This is a genomic window from Tindallia texcoconensis, assembly GCF_055383815.1.
The window spans coordinates 836,550-858,989 of sequence record NZ_AP042431.1; the positions used below are offsets into that span (position 1 = coordinate 836,550).

At 42.0% G+C, this 22,440-nt stretch carries 19 protein-coding genes; all 19 read right to left on the reverse strand.

Features of this window, described 5'->3' with window-relative positions:
• Nucleotides 1-44 precede the first annotated feature (44 nt).
• Complete coding sequence (locus ACZ47N_RS04010; protein WP_464887845.1) at nucleotides 45-1,451, reverse strand: sigma-54 interaction domain-containing protein; 1,407 nt, start codon at nucleotides 1,449-1,451, stop codon at nucleotides 45-47.
• 117 nt (nucleotides 1,452-1,568) lie between these two features.
• The gene (locus ACZ47N_RS04015) at nucleotides 1,569-2,747 is read right to left on the reverse strand and encodes an acetyl-CoA C-acetyltransferase (protein ID WP_464887846.1); all 1,179 of its coding nucleotides are present in this window, start codon (nucleotides 2,745-2,747) and stop codon (nucleotides 1,569-1,571) included.
• Nucleotides 2,748-2,812: 65 nt separating this feature from the next.
• Nucleotides 2,813-3,655, reverse strand: a complete 843-nt coding sequence (locus tag ACZ47N_RS04020; protein WP_464887847.1) for a type III pantothenate kinase — start codon at nucleotides 3,653-3,655, stop codon at nucleotides 2,813-2,815.
• 111 nt (nucleotides 3,656-3,766) lie between these two features.
• Nucleotides 3,767-4,741 carry a biotin--[acetyl-CoA-carboxylase] ligase gene (locus tag ACZ47N_RS04025; RefSeq protein ID WP_464887848.1) on the reverse strand — a complete coding sequence of 325 codons (975 nt, stop codon included), beginning with the start codon at nucleotides 4,739-4,741 and terminating at the stop codon, nucleotides 3,767-3,769.
• Nucleotides 4,742-4,813: 72 nt separating this feature from the next.
• On the reverse strand, nucleotides 4,814-6,049 hold the full coding sequence (locus ACZ47N_RS04030; RefSeq protein ID WP_464887849.1) for a sodium ion-translocating decarboxylase subunit beta: 1,236 nt from the start codon (nucleotides 6,047-6,049) through the stop codon (nucleotides 4,814-4,816).
• A 41-nt stretch (nucleotides 6,050-6,090) separates the two neighbouring features.
• Complete coding sequence (locus ACZ47N_RS04035) at nucleotides 6,091-6,489, reverse strand: biotin/lipoyl-containing protein (protein WP_464887850.1); 399 nt, start codon at nucleotides 6,487-6,489, stop codon at nucleotides 6,091-6,093.
• A 36-nt stretch (nucleotides 6,490-6,525) separates the two neighbouring features.
• Nucleotides 6,526-6,954, reverse strand: a complete 429-nt coding sequence (locus tag ACZ47N_RS04040) for an OadG family protein (RefSeq protein ID WP_464887851.1) — start codon at nucleotides 6,952-6,954, stop codon at nucleotides 6,526-6,528.
• Nucleotides 6,955-6,998: 44 nt separating this feature from the next.
• Nucleotides 6,999-8,546 carry an acyl-CoA carboxylase subunit beta gene (locus ACZ47N_RS04045; protein WP_464887852.1) on the reverse strand — a complete coding sequence of 516 codons (1,548 nt, stop codon included), beginning with the start codon at nucleotides 8,544-8,546 and terminating at the stop codon, nucleotides 6,999-7,001.
• A 48-nt stretch (nucleotides 8,547-8,594) separates the two neighbouring features.
• The gene (gene mce / locus ACZ47N_RS04050) at nucleotides 8,595-9,005 is read right to left on the reverse strand and encodes a methylmalonyl-CoA epimerase (RefSeq protein ID WP_464887853.1); all 411 of its coding nucleotides are present in this window, start codon (nucleotides 9,003-9,005) and stop codon (nucleotides 8,595-8,597) included.
• Nucleotides 9,002-9,958, reverse strand: coding sequence for a methylmalonyl Co-A mutase-associated GTPase MeaB (gene meaB, locus ACZ47N_RS04055; RefSeq protein WP_464887854.1), 957 nt, complete (start codon nucleotides 9,956-9,958; stop codon nucleotides 9,002-9,004). The genes mce and meaB overlap by 4 nt, the downstream gene beginning before the upstream one ends.
• Before the next feature lie 72 nt (nucleotides 9,959-10,030).
• Nucleotides 10,031-10,435 (reverse strand): cobalamin B12-binding domain-containing protein, encoded by a 405-nt coding sequence (locus ACZ47N_RS04060; protein WP_464887855.1) that lies wholly within the window; start codon nucleotides 10,433-10,435, stop codon nucleotides 10,031-10,033.
• 30 nt (nucleotides 10,436-10,465) lie between these two features.
• Nucleotides 10,466-12,142: an acyl-CoA mutase large subunit family protein gene (locus tag ACZ47N_RS04065; RefSeq protein ID WP_464887856.1), complete on the reverse strand. Its 1,677-nt coding sequence runs from the start codon at nucleotides 12,140-12,142 to the stop codon at nucleotides 10,466-10,468.
• A gap of 361 nt (nucleotides 12,143-12,503) precedes the next feature.
• Nucleotides 12,504-14,558 carry an ATP-dependent zinc metalloprotease FtsH gene (ftsH, locus tag ACZ47N_RS04070; RefSeq protein WP_464887857.1) on the reverse strand — a complete coding sequence of 685 codons (2,055 nt, stop codon included), beginning with the start codon at nucleotides 14,556-14,558 and terminating at the stop codon, nucleotides 12,504-12,506.
• A gap of 82 nt (nucleotides 14,559-14,640) precedes the next feature.
• The gene (tilS, locus tag ACZ47N_RS04075) at nucleotides 14,641-16,071 is read right to left on the reverse strand and encodes a tRNA lysidine(34) synthetase TilS (protein ID WP_464887858.1); all 1,431 of its coding nucleotides are present in this window, start codon (nucleotides 16,069-16,071) and stop codon (nucleotides 14,641-14,643) included.
• A gap of 124 nt (nucleotides 16,072-16,195) precedes the next feature.
• Entirely contained in the window at nucleotides 16,196-16,951 is a 756-nt protein-coding gene (gene kamE, locus ACZ47N_RS04080; RefSeq protein ID WP_464887859.1) for a lysine 5,6-aminomutase subunit beta, read from the reverse strand.
• On the reverse strand, nucleotides 16,941-18,506 hold the full coding sequence (gene kamD, locus ACZ47N_RS04085; protein ID WP_464887860.1) for a lysine 5,6-aminomutase subunit alpha: 1,566 nt from the start codon (nucleotides 18,504-18,506) through the stop codon (nucleotides 16,941-16,943). Before kamD ends, kamE begins: the two co-directional genes overlap by 11 nt.
• Before the next feature lie 2 nt (nucleotides 18,507-18,508).
• A complete protein-coding gene (gene kamC / locus ACZ47N_RS04090) occupies nucleotides 18,509-20,149 on the reverse strand; it encodes a lysine 5,6-aminomutase reactivase ATPase KamC (protein ID WP_464887861.1) in 1,641 nt (546 codons plus the stop codon).
• On the reverse strand, nucleotides 20,146-21,183 hold the full coding sequence (gene kamB, locus ACZ47N_RS04095; protein ID WP_464887862.1) for a lysine 5,6-aminomutase reactivase subunit KamB: 1,038 nt from the start codon (nucleotides 21,181-21,183) through the stop codon (nucleotides 20,146-20,148). Before kamB ends, kamC begins: the two co-directional genes overlap by 4 nt.
• Nucleotides 21,183-22,433, reverse strand: a complete 1,251-nt coding sequence (gene kamA, locus ACZ47N_RS04100; protein WP_464887863.1) for a lysine 2,3-aminomutase — start codon at nucleotides 22,431-22,433, stop codon at nucleotides 21,183-21,185. Before kamA ends, kamB begins: the two co-directional genes overlap by 1 nt.
• Nucleotides 22,434-22,440 lie beyond the last annotated feature (7 nt).

Genomic DNA, 22,440 nt, shown 5'->3' on the forward strand with positions numbered 1-22,440 from the left:
ATTTGCACGCTCTATGTCTATTTTTTGTACAGTGTTCAAAATCTTTACATCTCAATGCCATAGCGTTGAATTTTTTCATATAAACTGGTTCTACTGATGCCTAAACGCTTAGAAGCTTGATATTTATTTCCCAATGTTTCTTTCAAGTGTTTTTCAATAGCGTTTTTTTCCACCTCTTCAATAATCTGCTTTAACGTATAGGCCTTATTCACAAAGCTATTTTTACCTTTTTGCATCAATGCCGGCGGAAGATGTTTGATTTCAATCTTAGCTTCTTTGTCTAAGAGATTAAAAGCTCTTTCCAACACATTTTCCAATTCTCTGATATTCCCAGGCCAATGATGCTCTTGCAGACACTCCATAGCAGCTGGAGATATTTCTGTAACAAATTTGTCCATTTCCTTGGATAATTTTTTGATGATGACATCGACCAACAGAGGGATATCCGTTTTTCTACTCCGCAAGGGCGGTACCACAATTTTAATCACATTTAACCTGTAATATAAGTCTTCTCTGAAGGTTTTCTTCTGCACCATTTCTTCCAGATCTTGATTGGTGGCTGCAAGGATACGAATATCTATCTTCTTGCTTTTAACACCTCCAATACGTTCTATCTCTTTTTCTTGAATGACTTTCAATAGTTTAACCTGCATATTAAGTGGCATATCACCGATTTCATCCAGAAAAATCGTGCTTTTGTGAGCTAATTCAAATTTCCCTGGTTTTCCACCTTTTTGAGCCCCTGTAAAGGCGCCACTCTCATATCCAAATAGTTCCGATTCCAATAAGTCTGGTGGAATCGCGGCACAATTTACTTTAATCAAGGGATACTCAGCACGTGCACTAGCATTATGAATAGCATTGGCAAACAATCCTTTTCCAGTTCCACTTTCTCCAAGGATTAGAACATTTGATTTTGTATCAGAAACCCTTTTTGCAAGGCTTAGGGACTTTTGAATTTCTTCACTGCTACCAATAATTCTATCAAAAGTATCGTCGGTTCCTAAGGCCTTTTTCAATTCTTTCTTGAAAAAATCAATCTCTTTTTCCATATTATTGACTCTTTTTACATACATGCCCAATTCAGCCAGATCTTTGAAAATAACCGTCCCTACTGCCCCGACGATAGCCTTATCTTGAAAAATCGGAAATCTGTCCGCAATCATTTTATTGCCCATTATTTCTTGCACATCTCCAATTTCCTCTTTTCCAGTTTTAACAACAATATGCATACGTGTATTTTCAATGACTTTTGTAACATGAACGCCTATGGCTTCTTCTTTTTCTATTTTTAGAAAATCACAATACCTTTGATTTATCATCCTTACAAAGCCATGCTGGTCTACCACTACAATCAAATTATAGATAATGTCAAAAATAGTTTGATACATAGAGAGCAGGTTATCCTCTTTGTCAAGGGATCGGATTGTTTCTTCTGAGATACTTGTCATAGGATTTCCTCCTTTCTTAGAATATATTTACTTGTGTTGTAGATATTTAGAAAAAAGCCCGGCTCTAAAAAAAGAGGCCGGGCTTACTCTATGAAATCTATTCTTTATACCTGCCTCTTATCGTTTAACAACCAAAGCAGTACCCATTCCACCACCAATGCACAGAGTTGCAAGGCCATGCTGGGCATTTTGTTTTTCCATTTCATGAAGTAAGGTAACTAAAATTCTTGCTCCACTGGCTCCTACTGGATGACCCAGAGCAATAGCTCCACCGTTTACATTCACTTTTTCTGCGTCCCACTTCAGCTCTTTTCCGACGGATAACGCTTGTGCCGCAAAGGCTTCGTTTGCTTCTATCAAGTCTATATCACCCACAGAAACGCCTGCCTTCTCAAGCGCCTTCTGTGTAGCCGCTACAGGACCGATTCCCATAATCGCTGGATCTACACCTGCATTTCCATATCCCACGATTGTTGCTAAAGGTTTTATACCAAGTTCTTCAGCCTTTTCTTTGGACATGACTACGATAGCTGCCGCTCCATCATTAATTCCAGATGCATTAGCCGCTGTTACAGACCCATCTTTTTTAAAGGCTGGCTTCAACTTCCCTAGTTTTTCTGCTGTGATCCCAGCTTTAGGAAATTCATCTTGATCGAAAACAATTGGATCTCCCTTTCGTTGAGGAATCTCCACTGGTACAATTTCATCTTTAAACTTTCCTTCTGCCATTGCTTTTTCTGCCTTGTTTTGACTGGCCGTTGCAAATTCGTCTTGTTCTTCTCGACTAATATGATATTTTTCAGCTAAGTTCTCAGCTGTAACACCCATGTGGTATTGGTTAAAAGCATCTGTTAAGGCGTCTGAAATCATAGAGTCAATGATTTTATCATGACCCATACGAACACCCCAACGAGCTTTTGGCAGTAAATATGGTGCTTGACTCATATTTTCAGTACCACCAGCTACCACGATATCATTGTCTCCAGCGATAATGGTTTGAGCTGCCATAGATACCGTACGCAGACCAGAACCACACAACATGTTAATGGTTGTAGCTGGCACTTCTACTGGAATTCCTGCATTAATGGATGACTGGCGTGCTACTCCCTGGCCAGCTCCTGCTTGAAGAATGCATCCCATGTATACTTCTTGAACTTGTTCTGGTTGAATACCAGCTCTTTTCACAGCTTCTTTAATGGCTAAAGCTCCCAGTTCCACCGCGGATACGTCCTTTAAGGTTCCACCATAGGACCCAATAGCAGTTCTAACTGCACTTGCAATAACAACTTCTCTCATGATAATCCCCCTTTAATATAGTTATTCCATTTTACACTGATGAATATAATGCAATTTTCATACCATTATACTTCCAACTGAATGTTTTTTTCTGGGAGCATTTCTTCACTTTGAATCGATTCTCGTGTTCTTCCTTCTTTGTTTCTTTCATAAATGATCTTTAACCCATCCAACGTAATAGTTTTATCGATGATATCAATAGCAGTCGTTTCGCTAGCAATCAACGTAGACAAACCTCCTGTGGCAACTACTCTGATGTCTTCATCACCATCTTTGAGTTCATTTTTCATTTTGTCAATAATATATTCTACCAGTCCCACATATCCATATAGGATGCCTGCCTGCATACTCGTTACAGTATTATGACATATCACTCTTCCTGGCTTCACTAAGTCAATCCGTGGTAATTTTGCTGCTTTTTGAAAAAGGGCATCACTGGATATTTTTATCCCGGGAGAAATAGTGCCGCCCAAATATGCTCCCGTTGGTGAGATAGCACAAAAAGTAGTGGCTGTACCAAAATCTACTACAATAAGAGGTCCCCCATATTTTTCAAAAGCCGCTACTGCATTGACAATTCGATCTGCTCCCACTTGTTTCGGGTTGTCATATTGAATCTCCATCCCTGTTTTAGTTCCTGAGTCCATAGAAAGTGGATACAAATGAAAAAGTTTACGAATGGCTAATTCCAGTGTATACGTAATGTCAGGCACCACAGATGATACGATGACGTCACTAACGCTCTCTGGCTTTAGATCATAATAATGAAGCAATTGGTTAATCAAAATCACATATTCATCAGAACTCTTTGCTTGATCCGTTGAAATCCTCCAAGAGTAGGCCAACTTATCTTCCTTAAACATTCCCAACACAATATTAGAGTTCCCCACATCAAATACCAGCAGCATATATTCACCATCCGTTATAATATTATTCTTCTATCCACCATAGTCTATTTTAACAGCTTCCTTTAATTTTGACAACTGATGCATTTCAGAGGTCAATCAAGTTCTCGTTCTCTATTCCAGATTCCTGACAGATATTTCGCCACCAGTAAGGATTTCGCGGCGGCCATTTTCCTGCTCTATTTCTAAATTTCCATTTTCAAGTATTTGTATTCCTGTGGCATTCACTTGATGACTACCGCGAATCACACGAATAGACTTTCCCAATACCGAGGAGTGTTGGCGGATGATCTGCAGGGCTTGCTGAGAAGCATCCTCTTTTTCCATGTCTGTATAAAAGGCTTCAAAACTCTGTAGAAAATCCACTAGTAATTTTGTACGATCCCGTGGAGTTTCTGTTTCCAAATATAGGGATGTAGCCGTTTCTTTCAAATCATCTGGAAAATCAACGGTATTGACATTAAGGCCAATTCCCACCAGCATATACTCAATTTGATTAATTTCTCCTGATAGTTCCGTTAGAATGCCGCATATTTTTTTTCCGTTGATTAAAAGATCATTAGGCCACTTTATTTCAGCCCTTATATCTGTATGCTTATAAACAGCTTGCCACATGGCTGCCGCAGCCAATTGAGTAATAAAAGCGGCTTTTTCCATGGCAAAACTTGGTTTTAAAAAAACCGTCACCCATAGTCCATCTCCTCGCGGGGAAGACCACGGCTTACCCATTCTTCCTTTTCCTTTTGTTTGTTCTTCTGAAAGGATCACATCCCCATGAGAAAGTTGATCCTGCATCTCTTTGGCATGCAAATTGGTAGAAGTGACAGAGGGAAGCACTGTAACATTGCCTCCTATCACCTTTGTCTTCAACTGTTTCTTCACTTCCCCTGCTAGCAGAAAAGACTGTCCTGAAGCAAGTAAATATCCTTTTCTATCAATGCTCTGTATCGGATATCCTTGTTCTTGGAGGCTTTTGATATGCTTCCAAACCGCCGTTCTTGATATCCCTAGTTTTTCACTTATGTTTTGTCCAGAAACACAATTTCCATCATGGTGCATCAGCCATTCAAGAATTTTTTCTTTTATCATGCCTTATGCTCCTTTTTGTTTTATCATTTCAAAACCCCCGCAGTTTAACGTGCGAGGGTTTTAAAAAATCTTTTAAAACAGAGATAAAAGAACACCGGCCGCAACGGCTGATCCTATAACGCCTGCCACATTTGGACCCATGGCATGCATAAGCAAAAAGTTGCTGGGAAGTTCTTTTTGACCAACGGCCTGTGATACCCTGGCAGCCATAGGCACTGCAGATACCCCTGCGGATCCAATCAATGGATTTAGGGCATTGCCTCCCATAGCTTTGTTCATCACTTTTGCCAAAAGCACCCCTGTAGCTGTTCCTACTGCAAAGGCAACTACTCCCAATACAATAATCTGGATGGTTTCAAATCGCAAGAATTGTTCTGCCACAGCAGACGCTCCAACACTAACACCCAGAAGAATGGTAACGATATTAATCAGTTCATTCTGAGCTGTCTTAGACAATCTATCTGTAACGGTAGATTCCTTAAGTAGATTTCCAAACATCAACATTCCCACCAAAGGTGTGGCTGCCGGTAACAATAATGATACGGCTACGGTTACCAAGATTGGAAAAAGAATTTTTTCTTTCTTGCTTACATTTCGAAGCTGTTTCATCTTAATCCTTCGTTCTTCCTTCGTCGTCAGTGCATACATGATAGGTGGCTGAATAATAGGCACCAGTGCCATGTAAGAATAAGCTGCCACTGCAATGGGTCCCAATAAATGGCTGGCCATCATGGCAGTCACCAGAATAGCCGTTGGCCCATCGGCCCCTCCAATAATACCAATCGCCGAAGCTTCCTGAGCTGTAAATCCTAGTAGTAATGCACCTGTAAAGGTAAAGAAGATCCCAAATTGAGCTGCGGCGCCTAAAAAGATACTACGTGGATTCGCAATTAGTGGACCGAAATCCGTCATCGCACCAACACCCATAAAGATAAGTGGCGGAAAGATGCCTAATTGATTCCCTCTATAGAAGTAGTTGATTAGGCCTCCTGGAGTCTTAGTATAATATTCTACGGGTATACCTTCCCGCAGCATATCAGCCGTTGGCTCTGCCAGCATACGGGCTGTATCCCCAGCGGCTTGGGGGCTAATGGCCCTAAGAACGGTTTCTCCAATTTCCATAACTCCGGACATCGGAAGATTTGTTAATAACATCCCAAATGCAATAGGGACTAGTAATAATGGCTCAAAAGATTTCCCAATGGCCAAGTACAACAAAATTCCAGCAACTGTCAGCATAACCATTTCCTGCCAGGTAATATTGGCGAATCCGGTGGTCTGCCAGAAGCTTGTCAATAAGGTTACCATGTGTGCATCTCCTTTCGTATCAATGGTTTCTTCATTCCCGTTTATTTAATACTAACAAGAATGTCTCCGCCATTGACTGCATCGCCTTCTTTTACATGTACAGAAGCGACTGTGCCATCACATGGTGCCGGAATTTCATTTTCCATTTTCATTGCTTCTAGAATAATTAGGGTTTCGCCGTCTTTTACTGCTTGTCCCTCTTTAACTAATACTTTCCATACATTCCCAGGCATTGGAGATTCTACAGTTTCTCCACCTGCTGGAGCTGCCGCCGCTGGAGCGGCTGCTTCTTTTTTAGGAGCTGGAGCAGCGGCTTTTGGGGCAGCGGCGGCTGCAGGTGCGGCAGCCGGTGCAGGTGCTGCAGGGGCTGCTCCTGCTTTTAGTTCCTCTACATCCACTTCATAAGAAACACCATTAACGGTAATATTAAACTTTTTCATGAGTAAGGTTCCTCCTTCATCCTTCGATTAAAATTTTTAATGCAATTGCCGATTTATTTGTTGGATTCTGCCCAGACGATTCCATGCTGGAGCAGTATCACTTGTTCTTACAATGTTTCGAACTACAATGCTGTGGGTTGATGTATGAAGACTCGCCGCAATCGCTGCGGTGATCACCGCCACCAGCTGCTCCTGATCTTCTTCGGAGTCTTTTTCACTTGCTTGGGATTCTTGGGTTTCTGCTACTGTAGGTGCAGGCTTTTCTATTTCTTCTGTTTTTGTTTTCGCTGAACCAGCATCTGATTGAGCTACTACTTTTTCCAAGACTTTTATAATTAAAAACAGCATAAACAGTGCCGCAAAAACAATTCCAATTCCCATAATCGCTACCTGTATGCTTGCATAAAATCGCTCAGCCAACGTCATTTCATGAGACGCAACACTTAATCTTTCCAATAAAGTCATGATGATTTCACCTCGTTTTTTCCTCCTTTATCGGTCCTGATTGATTATACGGGCAGGTTTCCATGTTTTTTAGGAGGTCTGGTTTCCCGTTTGCTTGCTAGCATGTTGAGTGCATCAATTAACCGAGGCCGCGTGGCTGAAGGTTCAATCACATCGTCCACATAACCCCGTTCTGCTGCTTTGTAAGGAGTGGCAAACTCACTCTTGTAATTGTCAATCAACGCCGTTCTGGTTTCTGCCGGATTATCTGACTCGCTAATTTCCTTTCGGAAAATGATATTAGCCGCACCCTCAGGTCCCATAACAGCAATCTCTGCTGAAGGCCACGCTAATACCATATCAGCACCTAGTTCTTTGTTGCACATACCGATATAGGCACCTCCATAGGCTTTTCGGACAATCAGAGTGATTTTGGGTACTGTTGCTTCACTATATGCATAAAGCATTTTAGCTCCATGTCGAATAATACCGCCGTACTCCTGGCTTGTTCCTGGTAAGAATCCAGGTACATCCACTAAGTTAAGAATTGGTACATTATAGCAGTCGCAGGTTCGAATAAATCTTCCAGCTTTATCAGATGCGTTTATATCTAAGCATCCAGCCAGTACTTTAGGTTGATTTGCAATAATGCCAACGGATTGACCGTTGATTCGAACATATCCTGTAATCATATTAGTAGCATAATACTGTCCTACTTCTAAAAAGTCACCTTCATCTGCAATAGCCTTGATAATGTCTTTCATATCATATGGCTTATTAGGATTCTCTGGTACCATGGTATCTAATTCCGGTATGATTCGATTTAGATCATCCGATGTTTGAAACACTGGTGCAGTTTCTTGATTGTTCGATGGCAGAAAGCTTAAAAGGCGACGAATTTCCTGAATGCATGCTTCGTCATTGGCAGATTTAAAATGAGCCACTCCACTGGTTCTATTATGTGTCATTGCACCACCCAGCGCTTCAGCAGTTACTTCTTCTCCTGTTACGGTTTTGATAACCTGTGGTCCTGTGATAAACATTTGACTCGTCTTATCCACCATGAAGACAAAGTCTGTTAAGGCCGGGGAGTATACTGCACCACCTGCGCAAGGACCCATAATGGCGGTAATTTGAGGAATCACGCCAGATGAAATCGTGTTCCGGAAAAAGATGTGACCATACCCAGATAAAGCATCAACACCCTCTTGAATTCTAGCGCCACCAGAGTCGTTGAGTCCAACAATAGGTGCTCCCATTTTCAAGGCCATATCTTGAGCTTTGCATATTTTCTTGGCATGCATTTCCCCCAAGGATCCACCTACCACCGTAAAGTCTTGAGCATATGCGTACACCAATCGGCCGTCTACCTGTCCGTAACCGATCACAACGCCTTCACCAGGAGCTTCCACTTTTTCCATACCGAAATTCACACACCGATGCTTAACAAACGCATCTAATTCGACAAAAGAATTTTCATCAAAAAGAAGATTGAGTCTTTCTCGAGCGGTTAATTTCCCTTTTTCATGTTGACTAGCGATTTTTTTCTCGCCACCGCCCTGTTGGATTTTCGCTTTGCTTTGCTGCATTTCTTCTAGTTTATTTACCGTCATCCTTTACCCTCCTACTTTTCATTCGATGAACTTGAAACAATTAATAGATTAATCGTCCTTACGCTCACTCAATTCTACCAGGACACCGCCCGTGCTCTTGGGATGGCAAAATGCGATTTTTGCTCCGCCTGCGCCGTAACGGGGTTTCTCGTCAATCATGCGTATCCCTTTATCCTTCATGGTTTCGATGGCCTGTTCGATGTTGTCGACACGAAACGCAATGTGTTGAATTCCTTCCCCCTTTTTATCAATATATTTGGCAATGGGCCCTTCCGGATCGGTTGATTCCAGAAGTTCAACCTCTGAATCCCCGACGGGAAGAAAAGCTACCCGAACCTTTTGTTCATCCACTTCTTCTTTGCCGGTACATTCCATGCCCAGCACTTCCTCATAAAACTTCAATGTTTCATCCAAATTTTTAACTGCTATTCCAATATGATCCACTTTTAACGTTTTCATCCTTCTACGCCTCCTTCTTCACCAATAATCATTTCTCTTAGAACGGTTTTACTGATGCTATATGGATCTCTTTCACGAATAGCCACTTTTTTAGCCAATTCTCTGATTCGGTTTCGATTATCATCGTTTCTCATCATTTTTTTCAAAATAGCCGTTTGGGTCAAATCAATTATTTCTAATTCGCTGTTATAAACTCTTTTTTCAATTAATTGGCCACTATCTTCCATATATGTCCAGTGTTTATCGAGATTCTCTGTTACTTCTTGAATTCCAGTGTTTTTTACGGCTACTGCCTGAGATACTGGCGGACGCCAATCACTATGATTAAAGTCTAACATCATTTCAATTTCTGTCTTTGTTCGATCTGCACCATCTCTATCCGATTTATTAATCACAAAAACATCCCCAATTTCCATGATGCCGGCTTTCAGCGCCTGTATATCGTCGCCCAAGCCTGGTACCATTACCATTAAAACCGTATCCGCAGCTTTAACGATGTCTACCTCCGACTGGCCAACACCCACTGTTTCAATGAGTATGTAGTCCATCCCCAGTATGTCTAGGATTTTAACAGCTCCCAGTGTTGACTTAGAAAGACCACCTAAATGCCCTCTCGTACCCATACTTCGAATAAACACCCCTGGATCAAGGTTTAAATCCGACATCCTAATTCGATCTCCTAGGATAGATCCTCCTGAAAATGGGCTGGTTGGATCCACTGCTAATACCCCTACCTTTGCATTCTTTTTTCGAAGCTCCTTGGCCAATTTATCTACCAAGGTGCTTTTTCCAGCTCCAGGTGGGCCTGTAATACCAATCACCCTTGCATTTCCTGTATGTGAATAATAGGCCGAAAGGGTGGCAACTGCTTCTGGATCATCATTTTCAATCATACTTATCAAACGAGCAGCCGCTCGCTTGTCTCCTTCCAACAGTCTTTTGCCAAGTTCCATGGGAACACCTCCTTTCAGCCTATCTTTAAGTATGAAACATCAATTGCCATTATATCGTTTATTTACTCTAAATTAAAGGCTTCTTTTTAGATTGTTTTTAATAAAATCAATTGTTATCCCTGTCGGCGTTCCAGGTGTAAAGATTTCTGCTACTCCCGCTTTCTTTAACTCAGGAATATCGTCTTCTGGAATCACGCCTCCGCCCAATACTAACACCTCGTCATAGATGCCTTCTTCCTTCAATTTATTCACCACTTTGGGCAATAAATGGCCATGTGCTCCTGACAGAATACTCAAAGCCACCACGTCCACGTCTTCCTGCAAAGCGGCCTGAACAATCTGATCTGGCGTCAATCTCAAGCCAGTGTAAATAACTTCCATTCCCGCATCCCTTAAAGCACGGGCTATTACTTTCGCACCCCGATCATGTCCATCTAAACCCGGCTTTGCAACTAATACTCTAATGGGTCGATCCATAATAGTTCCTCCTTAAATGGTTTTCAGATTTTACAGCACAACACTCTGCTGGTATTCACCAAAAACTTCCCTGAGAGCACCGCAGATTTCGCCCAGGGTTGCATAAGCCTTAACGGCATCTAGAATGAGAGGCATCAAGTTTTGATCTGTTTCAGCAGCTTTTTTTAAGGTTGCTAGTTTTTCTTCTACTTGCTGATTATCTCTCTCTTCTTTTAATTTATTGATTTTATTGACTTGGAGTTCTCCAACAGATGGATCTACTCGTAGTAATCCCTGTGGTGGTTCTTCCTTGATTTGGAACTTATTAACTCCCACTACGATCCGCTCATCGCTTTCAATCTGTTTTTGATACTCATAGGCACTGTCCATAATTTCTTTCTGAATATACCCTTTTTCTATGGCTGCTGGAGCTCCACCCATATCAATGATTCTTTCGATATATTCCATGGCCTGTTCTTCTATTTCATTGGTCAAACTTTCTACATAGTATGATCCTGCCAAGGGGTCAACGGTCTCCGCTACGCCACTTTCATGAGCTACGATCTGCTGAGTTCTAAGGGCCACCCGAACAGAGTCTTCTGTTGGTAATGCCATGGCTTCATCTTTAGAGTTAGTGTGTAGAGACTGAGTACCGCCAAGAACAGCTGCTAAAGTTTGAATTGCCACCCGAACGATATTGTTGTCTGGCTGTTGAGCTGTTAACGTAGATCCACCTGTCTGTGTATGGAATTTCAGTTGCATGGATTTAGGGTTTTTTGCCCCAAACTTTTCTTTCATAATTTTAGCCCATATTCTTCTAGCCGCTCTGAATTTAGCTACTTCTTCCAGCAAATCATTGTGCGCATTAAAGAAAAAGGATAACCTTGGAGCGAATTTATCGACTTCTAAGCCTGCTTCAATGGCCGCATCTACATAAGCTATTCCATCAGCCAGTGTAAAGGCCACTTCTTGGATAGCCGAAGATCCAGCTTCTCTGATATGGTAGCCAGAAATACTAATGGTATTCCATTTCGGTGTTTCCTCAGAACAGTATTCAAAAATATTGGTTATTAAACGCATTGAAGGTTCTACTGGAAAAATATAGGTACCACGCGCAATATATTCCTTGAGAATATCATTTTGAATCGTTCCTGTAAGTTTATCAGGAGATACTCCTTGCTTCTCTGCTACTGCAATATACATGGCTAACAAAACTGAAGCTGGAGCATTTATGGTCATAGAGGTGCTGACTTGATCAAGTGGAATTCCATCAAATAGAATCTCCATGTCTTTTAAGGAGTCAATGGCTACTCCCACTTTTCCAACTTCACCTTCTGACAGCGCGTGGTCGGAGTCGTATCCAATTTGTGTTGGTAAATCAAAGGCTACAGACAACCCTGTCTGGCCTTGGTCCAACAAATACTTGTACCGTTGGTTGGATTCTTCTGCTGTTGCAAAACCAGCATACTGACGCATCGTCCAAAATCGCCCTCGATACATGGTAGGTTGTACCCCTCGGGTATATGGATACTCTCCTGGAAAGCCTAAGGATTCCTCATAATCCATACCCTCCAGATTCAAAGGGGTGTATAGCCTCTCCACTTCATGGTTCGAACCTGTCACAAACGAGTCTTTTCTTTCGGGCCTTTTCTGGACTGATTCATCTGTTTTTTCAGTCCATTCTTTCTGGGCATCTTTCAATTGCTCCATTTTTTCTGTTCCAGCCATCTTTTTTCCTCCCTTGTTCATTCGTTTCCCTCATTCAGCTCTGTTATCTCTATAGTTCTCGCTACTTTCTGATGAACAACGAAACCGCTATCCATCGTTTCGGCAGTTTGCTTGCATTTCATTTCACAAGTGAAGAGAAAACTGCCAATCTTATTCTACATCCTTTTTTAGCTTGGTGCAACCGATTTCCTTGGGCTGATTGGAAATCTTTCTTTTTTTCTAATTAATTTGAAGTAATCAAACTTATTATGTATTGGCTTTACGCAGAATTCACTGTCTCTGATTTCATTTTTCTGACTATATTGGCATCCATATGTAAAATAGCCTTGCAGCATATTTAACTGCAAGGCTACCTCCACTTCTAGTTTTCCGACTCTATTTTCTCACTTTGTGCTGGCTGGTATCCTTCTTTTAAGCTTTCTTTCTCTAGGGTTTCAGGATTTTGTTCCAGCTCTTTTTTAATGTTTTGAGCCTCATCTGATTCTGGTTTTTCATCAGCATTGCTTTCTTCTCCTACTTCGGAGTCGATTTCTTTCAACTGGACAGATGAAATTTTATTTTTTACTGTGTCAATATCATCTTCTTTTTCTACAATGATATCTCCCTCAAAAATTCGTTTGTATTCATCTGCATTTAGCGTTTCTAACTTTAATAACGCATTTGAAATAGAGTGTAGTTTTTCCATATTCTCTTTTAACAACATCTCTGTACGATGATACGCTTCATCTACAATACGACGGATTTCATCGTCTATCTGTGCAGCCACTTCCTCGGAGTAGTTTCTTCGTGATGTCATATCTCTGCCAAGGAACACTTCGTCTTCATCGCTTCCAAAGGTCATAGGGCCTAACTTCTCACTCATTCCATATTTTGTAACCATGCCTCTTGCAATCGCCGTGACTCTCTGCAAATCATTTTGAGCCCCAGTACTAATGTCCGACAGCACTAATTTCTCCGCTACTCTTCCACCTAATAAATGAATAATATGTTCTTCCATTTCCGTCTTCGTTGCATAGTATTTATCTTCCTTAGGAAGAATCATGGTAAAGCCACCTGCTCTTCCCCTAGGAATAATACTAATTTGATGTACTGGATCCGTATTCGGAAGCATAGAAGCCACCAATGCATGACCCGCCTCATGAAAGGCCGTTAGGATTCTTTCTTTTTCACTAATCACTCGGCTTTTTTTCTCCATTCCAGCCACCACTTTTGTAATAGCCTCTTCAATGGTATCCATCATGATTTTTTTCTGGCTTTTTCTAGCAGTTAATAAGGCTGCTTCGTTCATGAGGTTCTCAATGTCCGCAGGGGTAAAACCTGGAGTTCTTCTTGCCAATACCTGCAGTTCAACAGATTCGTCAATGGGTTTTCCGCGGGCATGTATTTTCAAGATCGCTTCCCGCCCTCTTAAATCAGGAAGGCCTACGGCTACTTGGCGGTCAAATCGTCCTGGTCTTAGCAAGGCTGGATCCAGAATATCCGCTCTATTGGTAGCAGCCACCACAATAACGCCTTCGTTAATTCCAAAACCATCCATCTCTACCAGCAGTTGATTAAGGGTTTGCTCTCGTTCATCATGCCCGCCACCTAAACCAGCTCCACGACGGCGTCCAACAGCATCAATCTCATCGATAAAAATAATACAGGGTGCGCTTTTCTTGGCCTGATCAAAAAGATCTCTCACCCGAGATGCACCTACTCCTACAAACATTTCCACAAAGTCAGAACCACTAATGCTGTAGAAAGGAACTCCAGCTTCTCCTGCCACGGCTTTTGTCAGGAAGGTCTTCCCTGTCCCTGGCGGCCCCACCATCAAAATCCCTTTTGGTATTCGAGCACCTAGCTCTACAAACTTGCGAGGATTCTTTAGAAAATCTACCAATTCCTCTAATTCCTCTTTTTCTTCATCCAACCCGGCAACATCGTCAAAGTTAATCTTGCTTTTTTCGTCTTCTTTATGGAGTTTGGCTTTGCTTTTCCCAAAAGACATTACTTTGTTTCCGCCACCCTGAGATTGTTGCATAAAGACAAACCAGAGAACCACAAAAATCAGAATCATAAACACCGAAGGCAATAATTGAATAAACCAAGGCGTTGACGGCGGCGGTTCACCCTTAACTTCAGCCCCTATGTCAACCATGTTACTTTCTAAAATCGCCGTTAGTCTCTCGTCACTGAAAACAACCGGTAAAAAAGATTCGAAACTGACAGATTCACCGTTTCGTTTCAAAGTTCCATCTACCGACCTGTCGACAATATTGATCTCTTCCACGTTTCCATTGATCAGTTCTTGGTATAGCTCTGAAAACGGTATCTCAACGGATTCCTGCGGTGGTTGCACAAATTGCTGTACCAGTATCAGCAACACAATAAAAATGATGATATAGAAACTGGCACCGCGGAACATTTTCTTCAACCTGTCTTCCCCCTTCCAATATAGTCATTTTCACATTAAACAATTGTACCACACAACATAATGATAGACAACCTGTAAAAAGCTATTCAAAGCTCTCTTTCTCTTTGTTTGGACGATAATGCATCCTGACCACTTTTCTTGTTTTTTTCGATACTTTCACCTCTTCACTCATTCGATAGCCGATAATCCACAGAATTTCCTGATCATGAGCCAGAAGAAAGATGCGATCTCTTTCTTCCACAGGAATCTTATTGTCTATAAAAAAGTCTTTTAGTTTTTTGCTACCCTCCATGCCCAATGGCCTTATCCAGTCTCCGTCTCGCCGATTTCGCACCACCAGATTGGACGGCAATCGATGACGATCAAAAACTTGACATAATGGGTTATTCGATATCTTTGGTGGCTTTTGAGAATTGATCACTTCACAAAGAATATTCCCATTTTCCCATGGCAAATTAGTAACCCCTGGTATTTTTAAGGGTATCGATTTCCTCTCACCATACTTTTGGAAAGGATCTAGGCGGGAAAGTCCATAGGATTCCTTTGCAAAACATACGGATTCCTTCCCTAAAACAACCGATATTTTCCCAGGCAATTGATAGGTTTTATCGATCTTTCCATCTCTTAATCCTTGCATAATTCTTTTAATCGGATGAAATTCCATGGTATGATTACTTTTTTGAATCGTGTAATAAGCCTTCCGAAGGATTCGAGATAAAATAGCTGGAGAACAGTTTTCCAGCTTTTTTCGTTCCATTTCCACATGATCATCGTCTTGTTGTAACACAAGGGTCTGAAACTCTTGGAAGACCACTTCCTCAAAATAGGCTTTATCCTGTTCCAACAACTCCACTGTCTTTGCCATAGACTCTAGCACTGTAGGCTGAAAGCTTTGGAGTTGAGGAATCAATTGAATTCGCACTTTGTTTCGAAAAAAATCTGTTTCTTTGTTCGTAGCATCTTCTCGATAATTCAAGGCGTGGTCAGCGCAAAAGGTTTCTACTTCTCTTCGACTGCATTTCATAAGTGGACGAATAATTTTGCCCCGAGATGTGGGCATACCTGCTAATCCATCCAATCCAGCCCCTCTTATAAGGTTCATTAGAAGCGTTTCTGCCTGATCATTCAAATGATGGCCTAGGGCAATTTTATCTGCTTTTATTTTATCTGCCACTTCTTCAAAGAAACGATATCGGCATTCCCTTCCAGCTGTTTCCAAGGACATCCCATGTTTTTCTGCATATGTGGTGACATCCACACTTTTTATCACACAGACAATTTGACGTTCCTTTGCAAAGTTCAATGCAAAGGCTGCGTCTTCATTGGAATCCATTCCTCTTAATTGGTGATTCAAATGCGCTGCATAGATTGTCAGGGACAAAGGTTTCGACAATTTATACAAGCCATGAAGCAGGCACACAGAATCTGCTCCCCCTGAAAACCCAACTAAAATGGAATCGCCAGCATTGATTAATTTTGTTTTCTTTATCTTGTCTATAATGGCTTCTTCCATTGCTTACCCTCTTTTCATCTCTGAATCCCTTCTTATTGTACCATACTACTAGCAGAAAAAAAGCCTGTTTTGCATCTTCCTACTTCTCGATGCAAAACAAGCTCTCTTGTCTCTTGTAACGTGTTTAGGCTAGATCTCGTTCCAGCATTTCATGAATAACAAAGGCAGCTACATCCTCTGCATAGGTATTGGTGCCAAAACCTGCATCGTACCCCAATTCTTTTGCCAATTCATGAGATATCCGTGGCCCTCCACAGACTACAATCAATTTATCTCTCAAGTTCTCTGCTTCCAGTAGCTCAATAAGATTGGTCATATTCTGGATATGAACGTCTTTTTGTGTCACCACCTGCGAAACCAACAATGCATCCGCTTTGAGTTCAATGGCTTTTGCGATCAGTTCTTCGTTTTCCACCTGACTTCCCAGGTTAATGGCTTCAATCCCTTTGTATCGTTCCAATCCATAATGGCCATGGTAGCCCTTCATATTCATAATGGCATCAATGCCAACGGTGTGAGCATCCGAACCCGTACAGGCACCAAGAATCACCACGTCTCGTTTAATCTTTTTATCAATGAATTCTTCCACTTCTTCCTTGGACATACGATCTACATCCACCTTAGGCACTTTGATCGCATTGTAATTAATCGTATGACTGCTTTTTGCATATACGATGAAATACGTATAACCAATCCCTAAATCCATGGCATTTACAACACTTGGCTCTTCTAATCCCATTTTCAGCATTAGTCGCCGTGCTGCTTCTTTTGATTCTTCGCCATATGGCACAGGAAGCGTAAAGCTAAGTTGAATCATTCCATCGTTCAATGTGTCTCCATAAGGCTTCACATTGGCCAGATCCACTTTTTCAATGGCCATTATCCACACCTCCCAACATCAAGTCAATAAATGGATTTAGATATGCTTCGGCTTTTTCAAAGACACCATCCAACCCTTTCCCTCCATTTTGCGAACGCTTCACCCCACCAAACTTCCCTTCTTCAATGGTTCTAAAGATGCCATCTTCCTGAATTTGATCGAGTAACTCAGCTGCATTTCCTAAGACTTTTTGGGCTCGTTGTTGGATAATACCATCCTTCTTAAATTCAATTTCATCGCCTATATCTTTACAATTATTAAAAACATATTTGGCATTCTCTATGGATAAAGCACGATCATGAAGATGCGGGGTATGATTGGCTTCCGTAAGCATGCCAAGTAACTGAATGCCTTGTTGGGTCCAGATGGCCGCCAAATTAAACATAGCATCCTGAATATGTCCTTTAAAAATATTTCCGGTCATAAACTTGGTTGGAGGCATGTATTTCAATGGTGCTTTGGGAAAAATTTCTCGTGCCATTTGAGCCTGTGCCAATTCCAATAAAAATCCATTGGTCATTTCTGGATCCATTTCAAAGGCATGGCCTAATGCCATTTGTTCTTCGGGTAACCCAGCTTTCAGTGCAAATTGTTCATTGATAAACTGGGAAGCCACCACGGTATGTGCTTCTTCTACCGCATCAGCCGTTGTCAGGTAGTTGTCTTCTCCTGTATTGATGATAATCCCTGCAAAGCCATTAATCATTCTGGAAAAATACTGATCCACAAAGGTTCTCTTCATGTTGATATCTCTGAATAAAATTCCATACAAAGCATCATTCAGCATTACATCCAATCTTTCAATGGCCCCCATTGCGGCTATTTCAGGCATACACAACCCACTACAATAATTACACAGGCGAATGTATCGACCTACTTTTTCCCCTACTTCGTCAAGCGCCTTACGCATAATACGGAAGTTTTCCTGTGTGGCGTAAGTCCCTCCAAAGCCTTCTGTTGTAGGTCCATACGGCACGTAGTCCAATAAGCTCTGGGCCGTACTTCGGATCACCGCAATGATATCTGCACCCTGGCGTACAGCCGCCTGGGCCTGCACCACATCTTCATAAATATTGCCGGAGGCAACAATCAAGTAAAGGAGGGGTTTTCTTCCTTCCCCTAAGGTGTCGATCATTTCTTCTCTCTGTTTCCGATTGGCTTTAATCCTTTCCACCATTTCCTCGGCTTTGGTTGTAACGGCTTTCACCACATCTTCTCGCTTTTGAGCAGGGATTTCTGTTAGTACGATTTCCTCACGACTCACTGCTTCTGCTATTTCCTGGGGATCCTTACCAGTTTGAACCATGGCATTCCCTATCCAGTAAGCAACGCCTTCATTCAAACCGCCATTCTCTCTTACATGGTTCACAATAATATTAGGAAGTGGTCTGTCCACTTCGTCAATTCCGTCTATGCCTAACAAACGAGCAATGGTTCTTTCTACACTCACTGTGGTGTGGGCATCAATAAAGGGCTGTACTTCTTCTGCCACGGCTTTGGAAGCCCTTCTCGCCTCATCAATGACAGACACATCCAAATTCAACTTGCTTTGCATTTTCAGTCCTCCTTCTCCCGGCTTTCTTCCCCTAAATACCCTCGGGCCTGCTTTAAAATATTTTCTGGAAGTCCCATTAATTCGGCTACCCGAATGGCATCTCTTGGAACCGGATCCTTACGGTCTTTGGGTTTCAATCGATAATCCATGTATTTTTCAAAAACGCCTGCTGGATTCTTTGCCTTTTCCAATTCATTTTTCATTTGTTCTTGAAGCCCATCCCTTAATCCAACAACTTGCAAATGCCTTATCCCATCCAAGTCCCCTATCCCATCATAATGGGTAGTGACCACCGAGATGGCCCTTTGCTGACTAAGATGATGTACAATTGCCTTGGAAATTCCATATCCTTCTTTGGGATTGGTTCCGCTGGCCAATTCGTCTAATAAGATCAGCCCATTTCGTCCCGCCATTTTCAGGGCTTTGTTTAATCCATGGACTTCCGCTCCAAAAGTAGAAAGTCCTAGGTCTTGGGATTGCTGATCTCCTGTGGAAAAATAGAGGAACTCTATAGGTTGAAAGGAAAAGGCTTCCGCTGGCACCCAGAAACCAAGTTGAGCCAAGGATACCATCAATGCCATCATTTTAAGCGACATGGTTTTTCCACCCATATTCGCTCCAGTGATCAGCGTTACACCTCTAGATGCTTGAATATCTACCGGCGTATAATGGAGTCCTTCTTTCCTTAGTTTTTCCTCTAGGCCTGGATGCCTGCCTCCACTTACTCGTAGCCATGGTTTTTCAAGAATTTCCGGCTTACAGCATTGATACTTGATGGCTAGGGACACTTTCCCCAATAGAATATCTAAATAACCTAAGGCTTCTGTGTTTTGGATGAGTTCAAAAGCCTTTTCGCCGATACAGCGACTTAAACGACTTCGAATTTTTTGCTCCAAAACTTCTTCCTCTCCCAATAAGTCGCTATAGCTTTCTTCCATTTCGTGCTTAACAGGCCCATAGATCCAGTGGCTTTTTGTTTCGTTTGCCTTCACATAGGTCCCCATTCTTTGCAATGTTTCCTGCTTTTCCGGCTGCTCTTTAGGAATGTGAATTTCTTTGTTCCATAGCGGCTTTAATGCAAGTCTTTCCACAATTTGTTTCTCTTGTTGTTTTTCTTCCACCAAGATCTGTTCCTTAATTTTTTCTTTTCTACTTCTTAATGCTTTTAGCTTGGGGTCGTAGGCATCGTATATATAGAATGTCTCGATGCCCGTAGCTTCTGGATCCAGAAGCTCTATCAACCACTTTACTGGGTAAAGGGTAATAGAGGGAAAGAGGACCGCCTTATGCCTTTCAAGATACCTATTAAGCCTTTCCATAGCAAATGCCTGTATTTTTATCTCGAAGAGCTCAACATCCGACAGTACTTGTTGATCCATGGCATTTCTCATGGATTTTCGAATATTTTTCTGACCATGAATCAATTTCCGAAGTTCTTTTATGAGCCCAGGATGATGAGTACGTTCCTCCATCATTTTCTCGATTTCTTGGTAGGAACGCTCTAAAATCTCCCTGTTTTCTTGTCCAACAGGTTGGAGCATTTCTTTTTCCATTCGTCCATATTCTGTTTCAATGGGAAGCTTTGTCAAAAAATCATTTAGTCCGATTTGTTCCGGGGTTTCCGGATTCATAAAATAATTCAATCCAGTCCACCTTCCTCCATTGAATCCACCACAGGTATGTCTCCAAGGGCATGTTGCATCTTATGCTTGAAACTCCTCTTGTCAAATTCATAGCCTTCTGGTGCTAAGGGATTGATGGTTACCGCCAACAGCTTCACAGGATGGATAACTTCCAATTCTATCCCCATACGTTTCCATATTTTCCATTCTTTTTCCGTTATAAATACTTTGGTGGCATCCGACATGACGATAGGCGTTTCTTTGTATAAAGAGGTTACCTGCGTAAGTTCTTTTAAGGTTTTATCCGTCAGGCTCCCATTGATCAATAAGTATCGATCTCCTTTTTTCAAGGACTTCCCCAGGTCTCCTCCACTATTAATGGCAGAACTCACTGGAATCATCCGAAGCTCACCACAATGCCCTACCACCCCAACATTACCACGTTTCACCAATTGACTCCATTGACGCTTTACTTCAGGATCCTTTGTTTCTGGGATGGAAAACAATTCAGCCTGGTGCTTTGTCTTTGCCACAACCATTTCTGGATCACGATGCAGCACAGCTCCGGTTGCTAGGATGCATCCATCCGTAACACCTGGCGAAGCGCTGGATTTTCGGTCGATGGCACCATCTACCAACACTTTAGTAGCTCCATGAGCCTCCAAGTCTCTGGCTATCCTAAGCACTCCTTGATTCGTATCAGGGCCAGCGATTTGAATGAATCCTGCCTGCCTGACTCGAACCAACACTACCTGTCCCATAGGAGTGTTCTCTCCAGTGGTTTTCAAAATTTCCACCTTGGCATCCCCTTGTTTCAAACATCCTTCTGTGGTTCCCAGCAGCGTCCCTACCGGCACATGTATTCTGGGCTTTTCTGTCAGGGTCACCAAATCCTGCTCTTCGCCGTCACGTCCTGTAGAGGTAATCCCCATGACTTCTTCAGAATCGGTTATTTCTGAAATCAAGCGATTCAACACCACTGTTTTACCTGCGTTCTTAGCCATCCCCACTACAGCAATGCGCCGACAGTTTTCAGGAATCAGGTCTTTTAACATCATTTTATATTGCGTTGGTGACGTTCTAAATCAGCTGGTTCAATGGCGGTTTTTTCTCCATTGATTAACCCAGCCACTCCTCCAAGCTTCTGGTCTTTTTGATCTTTATCGACTTTACAGACATCTTTTTGCTGATAATCCATGGGTTCGGAATAAGTAGAAATCACTCCTTCGTAATTTCTCAACACCACTTTCCCAGCTCCTTGAGATATCATATACGTTGGCATCACAGGAATTTTTCCCCCACCTCCTGGTGCATCTACCACAAAAGTTGGAACCGCATAACCAGATGTATGCCCACGAAGCCCTTCTATGATTTCAATGCCTTTGGCTACTGTGGTTCGAAAATGTTCGATCCCTACAGACAAATCGCATTGATAAATATAATATGGTCGCACTCTCTCTCTCACCAATTCATGAACTAGTTCTTTCATCACTGGTATGCAGTCGTTGATTCCTTTTAAAAGCACGGTTTGATTCCCAAGAGGAATCCCTGCATTTGCAAGTTTTGACAACGCTTCTCTCGCTTCAGGTGTCAATTCTTTGCTGTGATTAAAGTGGGTGTTCAACCAAATTGGATGATATTTTTTCAGCATATTAACAAGAGAATCCGTAATACGCTGCGGCATCACCACTGGCGCACGGCTTCCTAGCCTGATAATTTCTACATGAGGAATCTCTCTTAATTTCTTGATAATCGTTTCCAGTCGTTCATCCGATACCAACAGACAATCTCCACCAGAAAGAAGAACATCTCTAACTTGAGGCGTTTTTCGAATATACTCTACGGCTGCATCGATACGATCCATGGGTAATCCCGAGTCCTGTTGTCCCGCAAAACGACGTCTTGTACAATGGCGGCAATACATGGAACACATATCCGTAATGAGTAACAGTACGCGATCTGGGTATCGATGGGTCAATCCTTCTACAGGGGAATCCACGTCTTCATGAAGTGGATCATCCATATCTGATTCACCCTGGTGAAGCTCAGAAGACTGGGGAACTGCTTGCATTCTTACAGGGCATGTCTCATCATCCGGGTCCATTAAAGCCGCATAATATGGTGTAATCCCCATTCTCAGTTTTTCCAGGCATTTTTCGATGCCTTCTTCTTCACCTGCTTTAAGATTCACTACTTTTTTCAATTCTTGAACCGTGGCAATCCTATTTTTAACTTGCCACTCCCAACTATTCCATTGATCTTCGGTTACCTCTTTCCAAAGTTCTATATCATGATAATCACGCATGATTGGT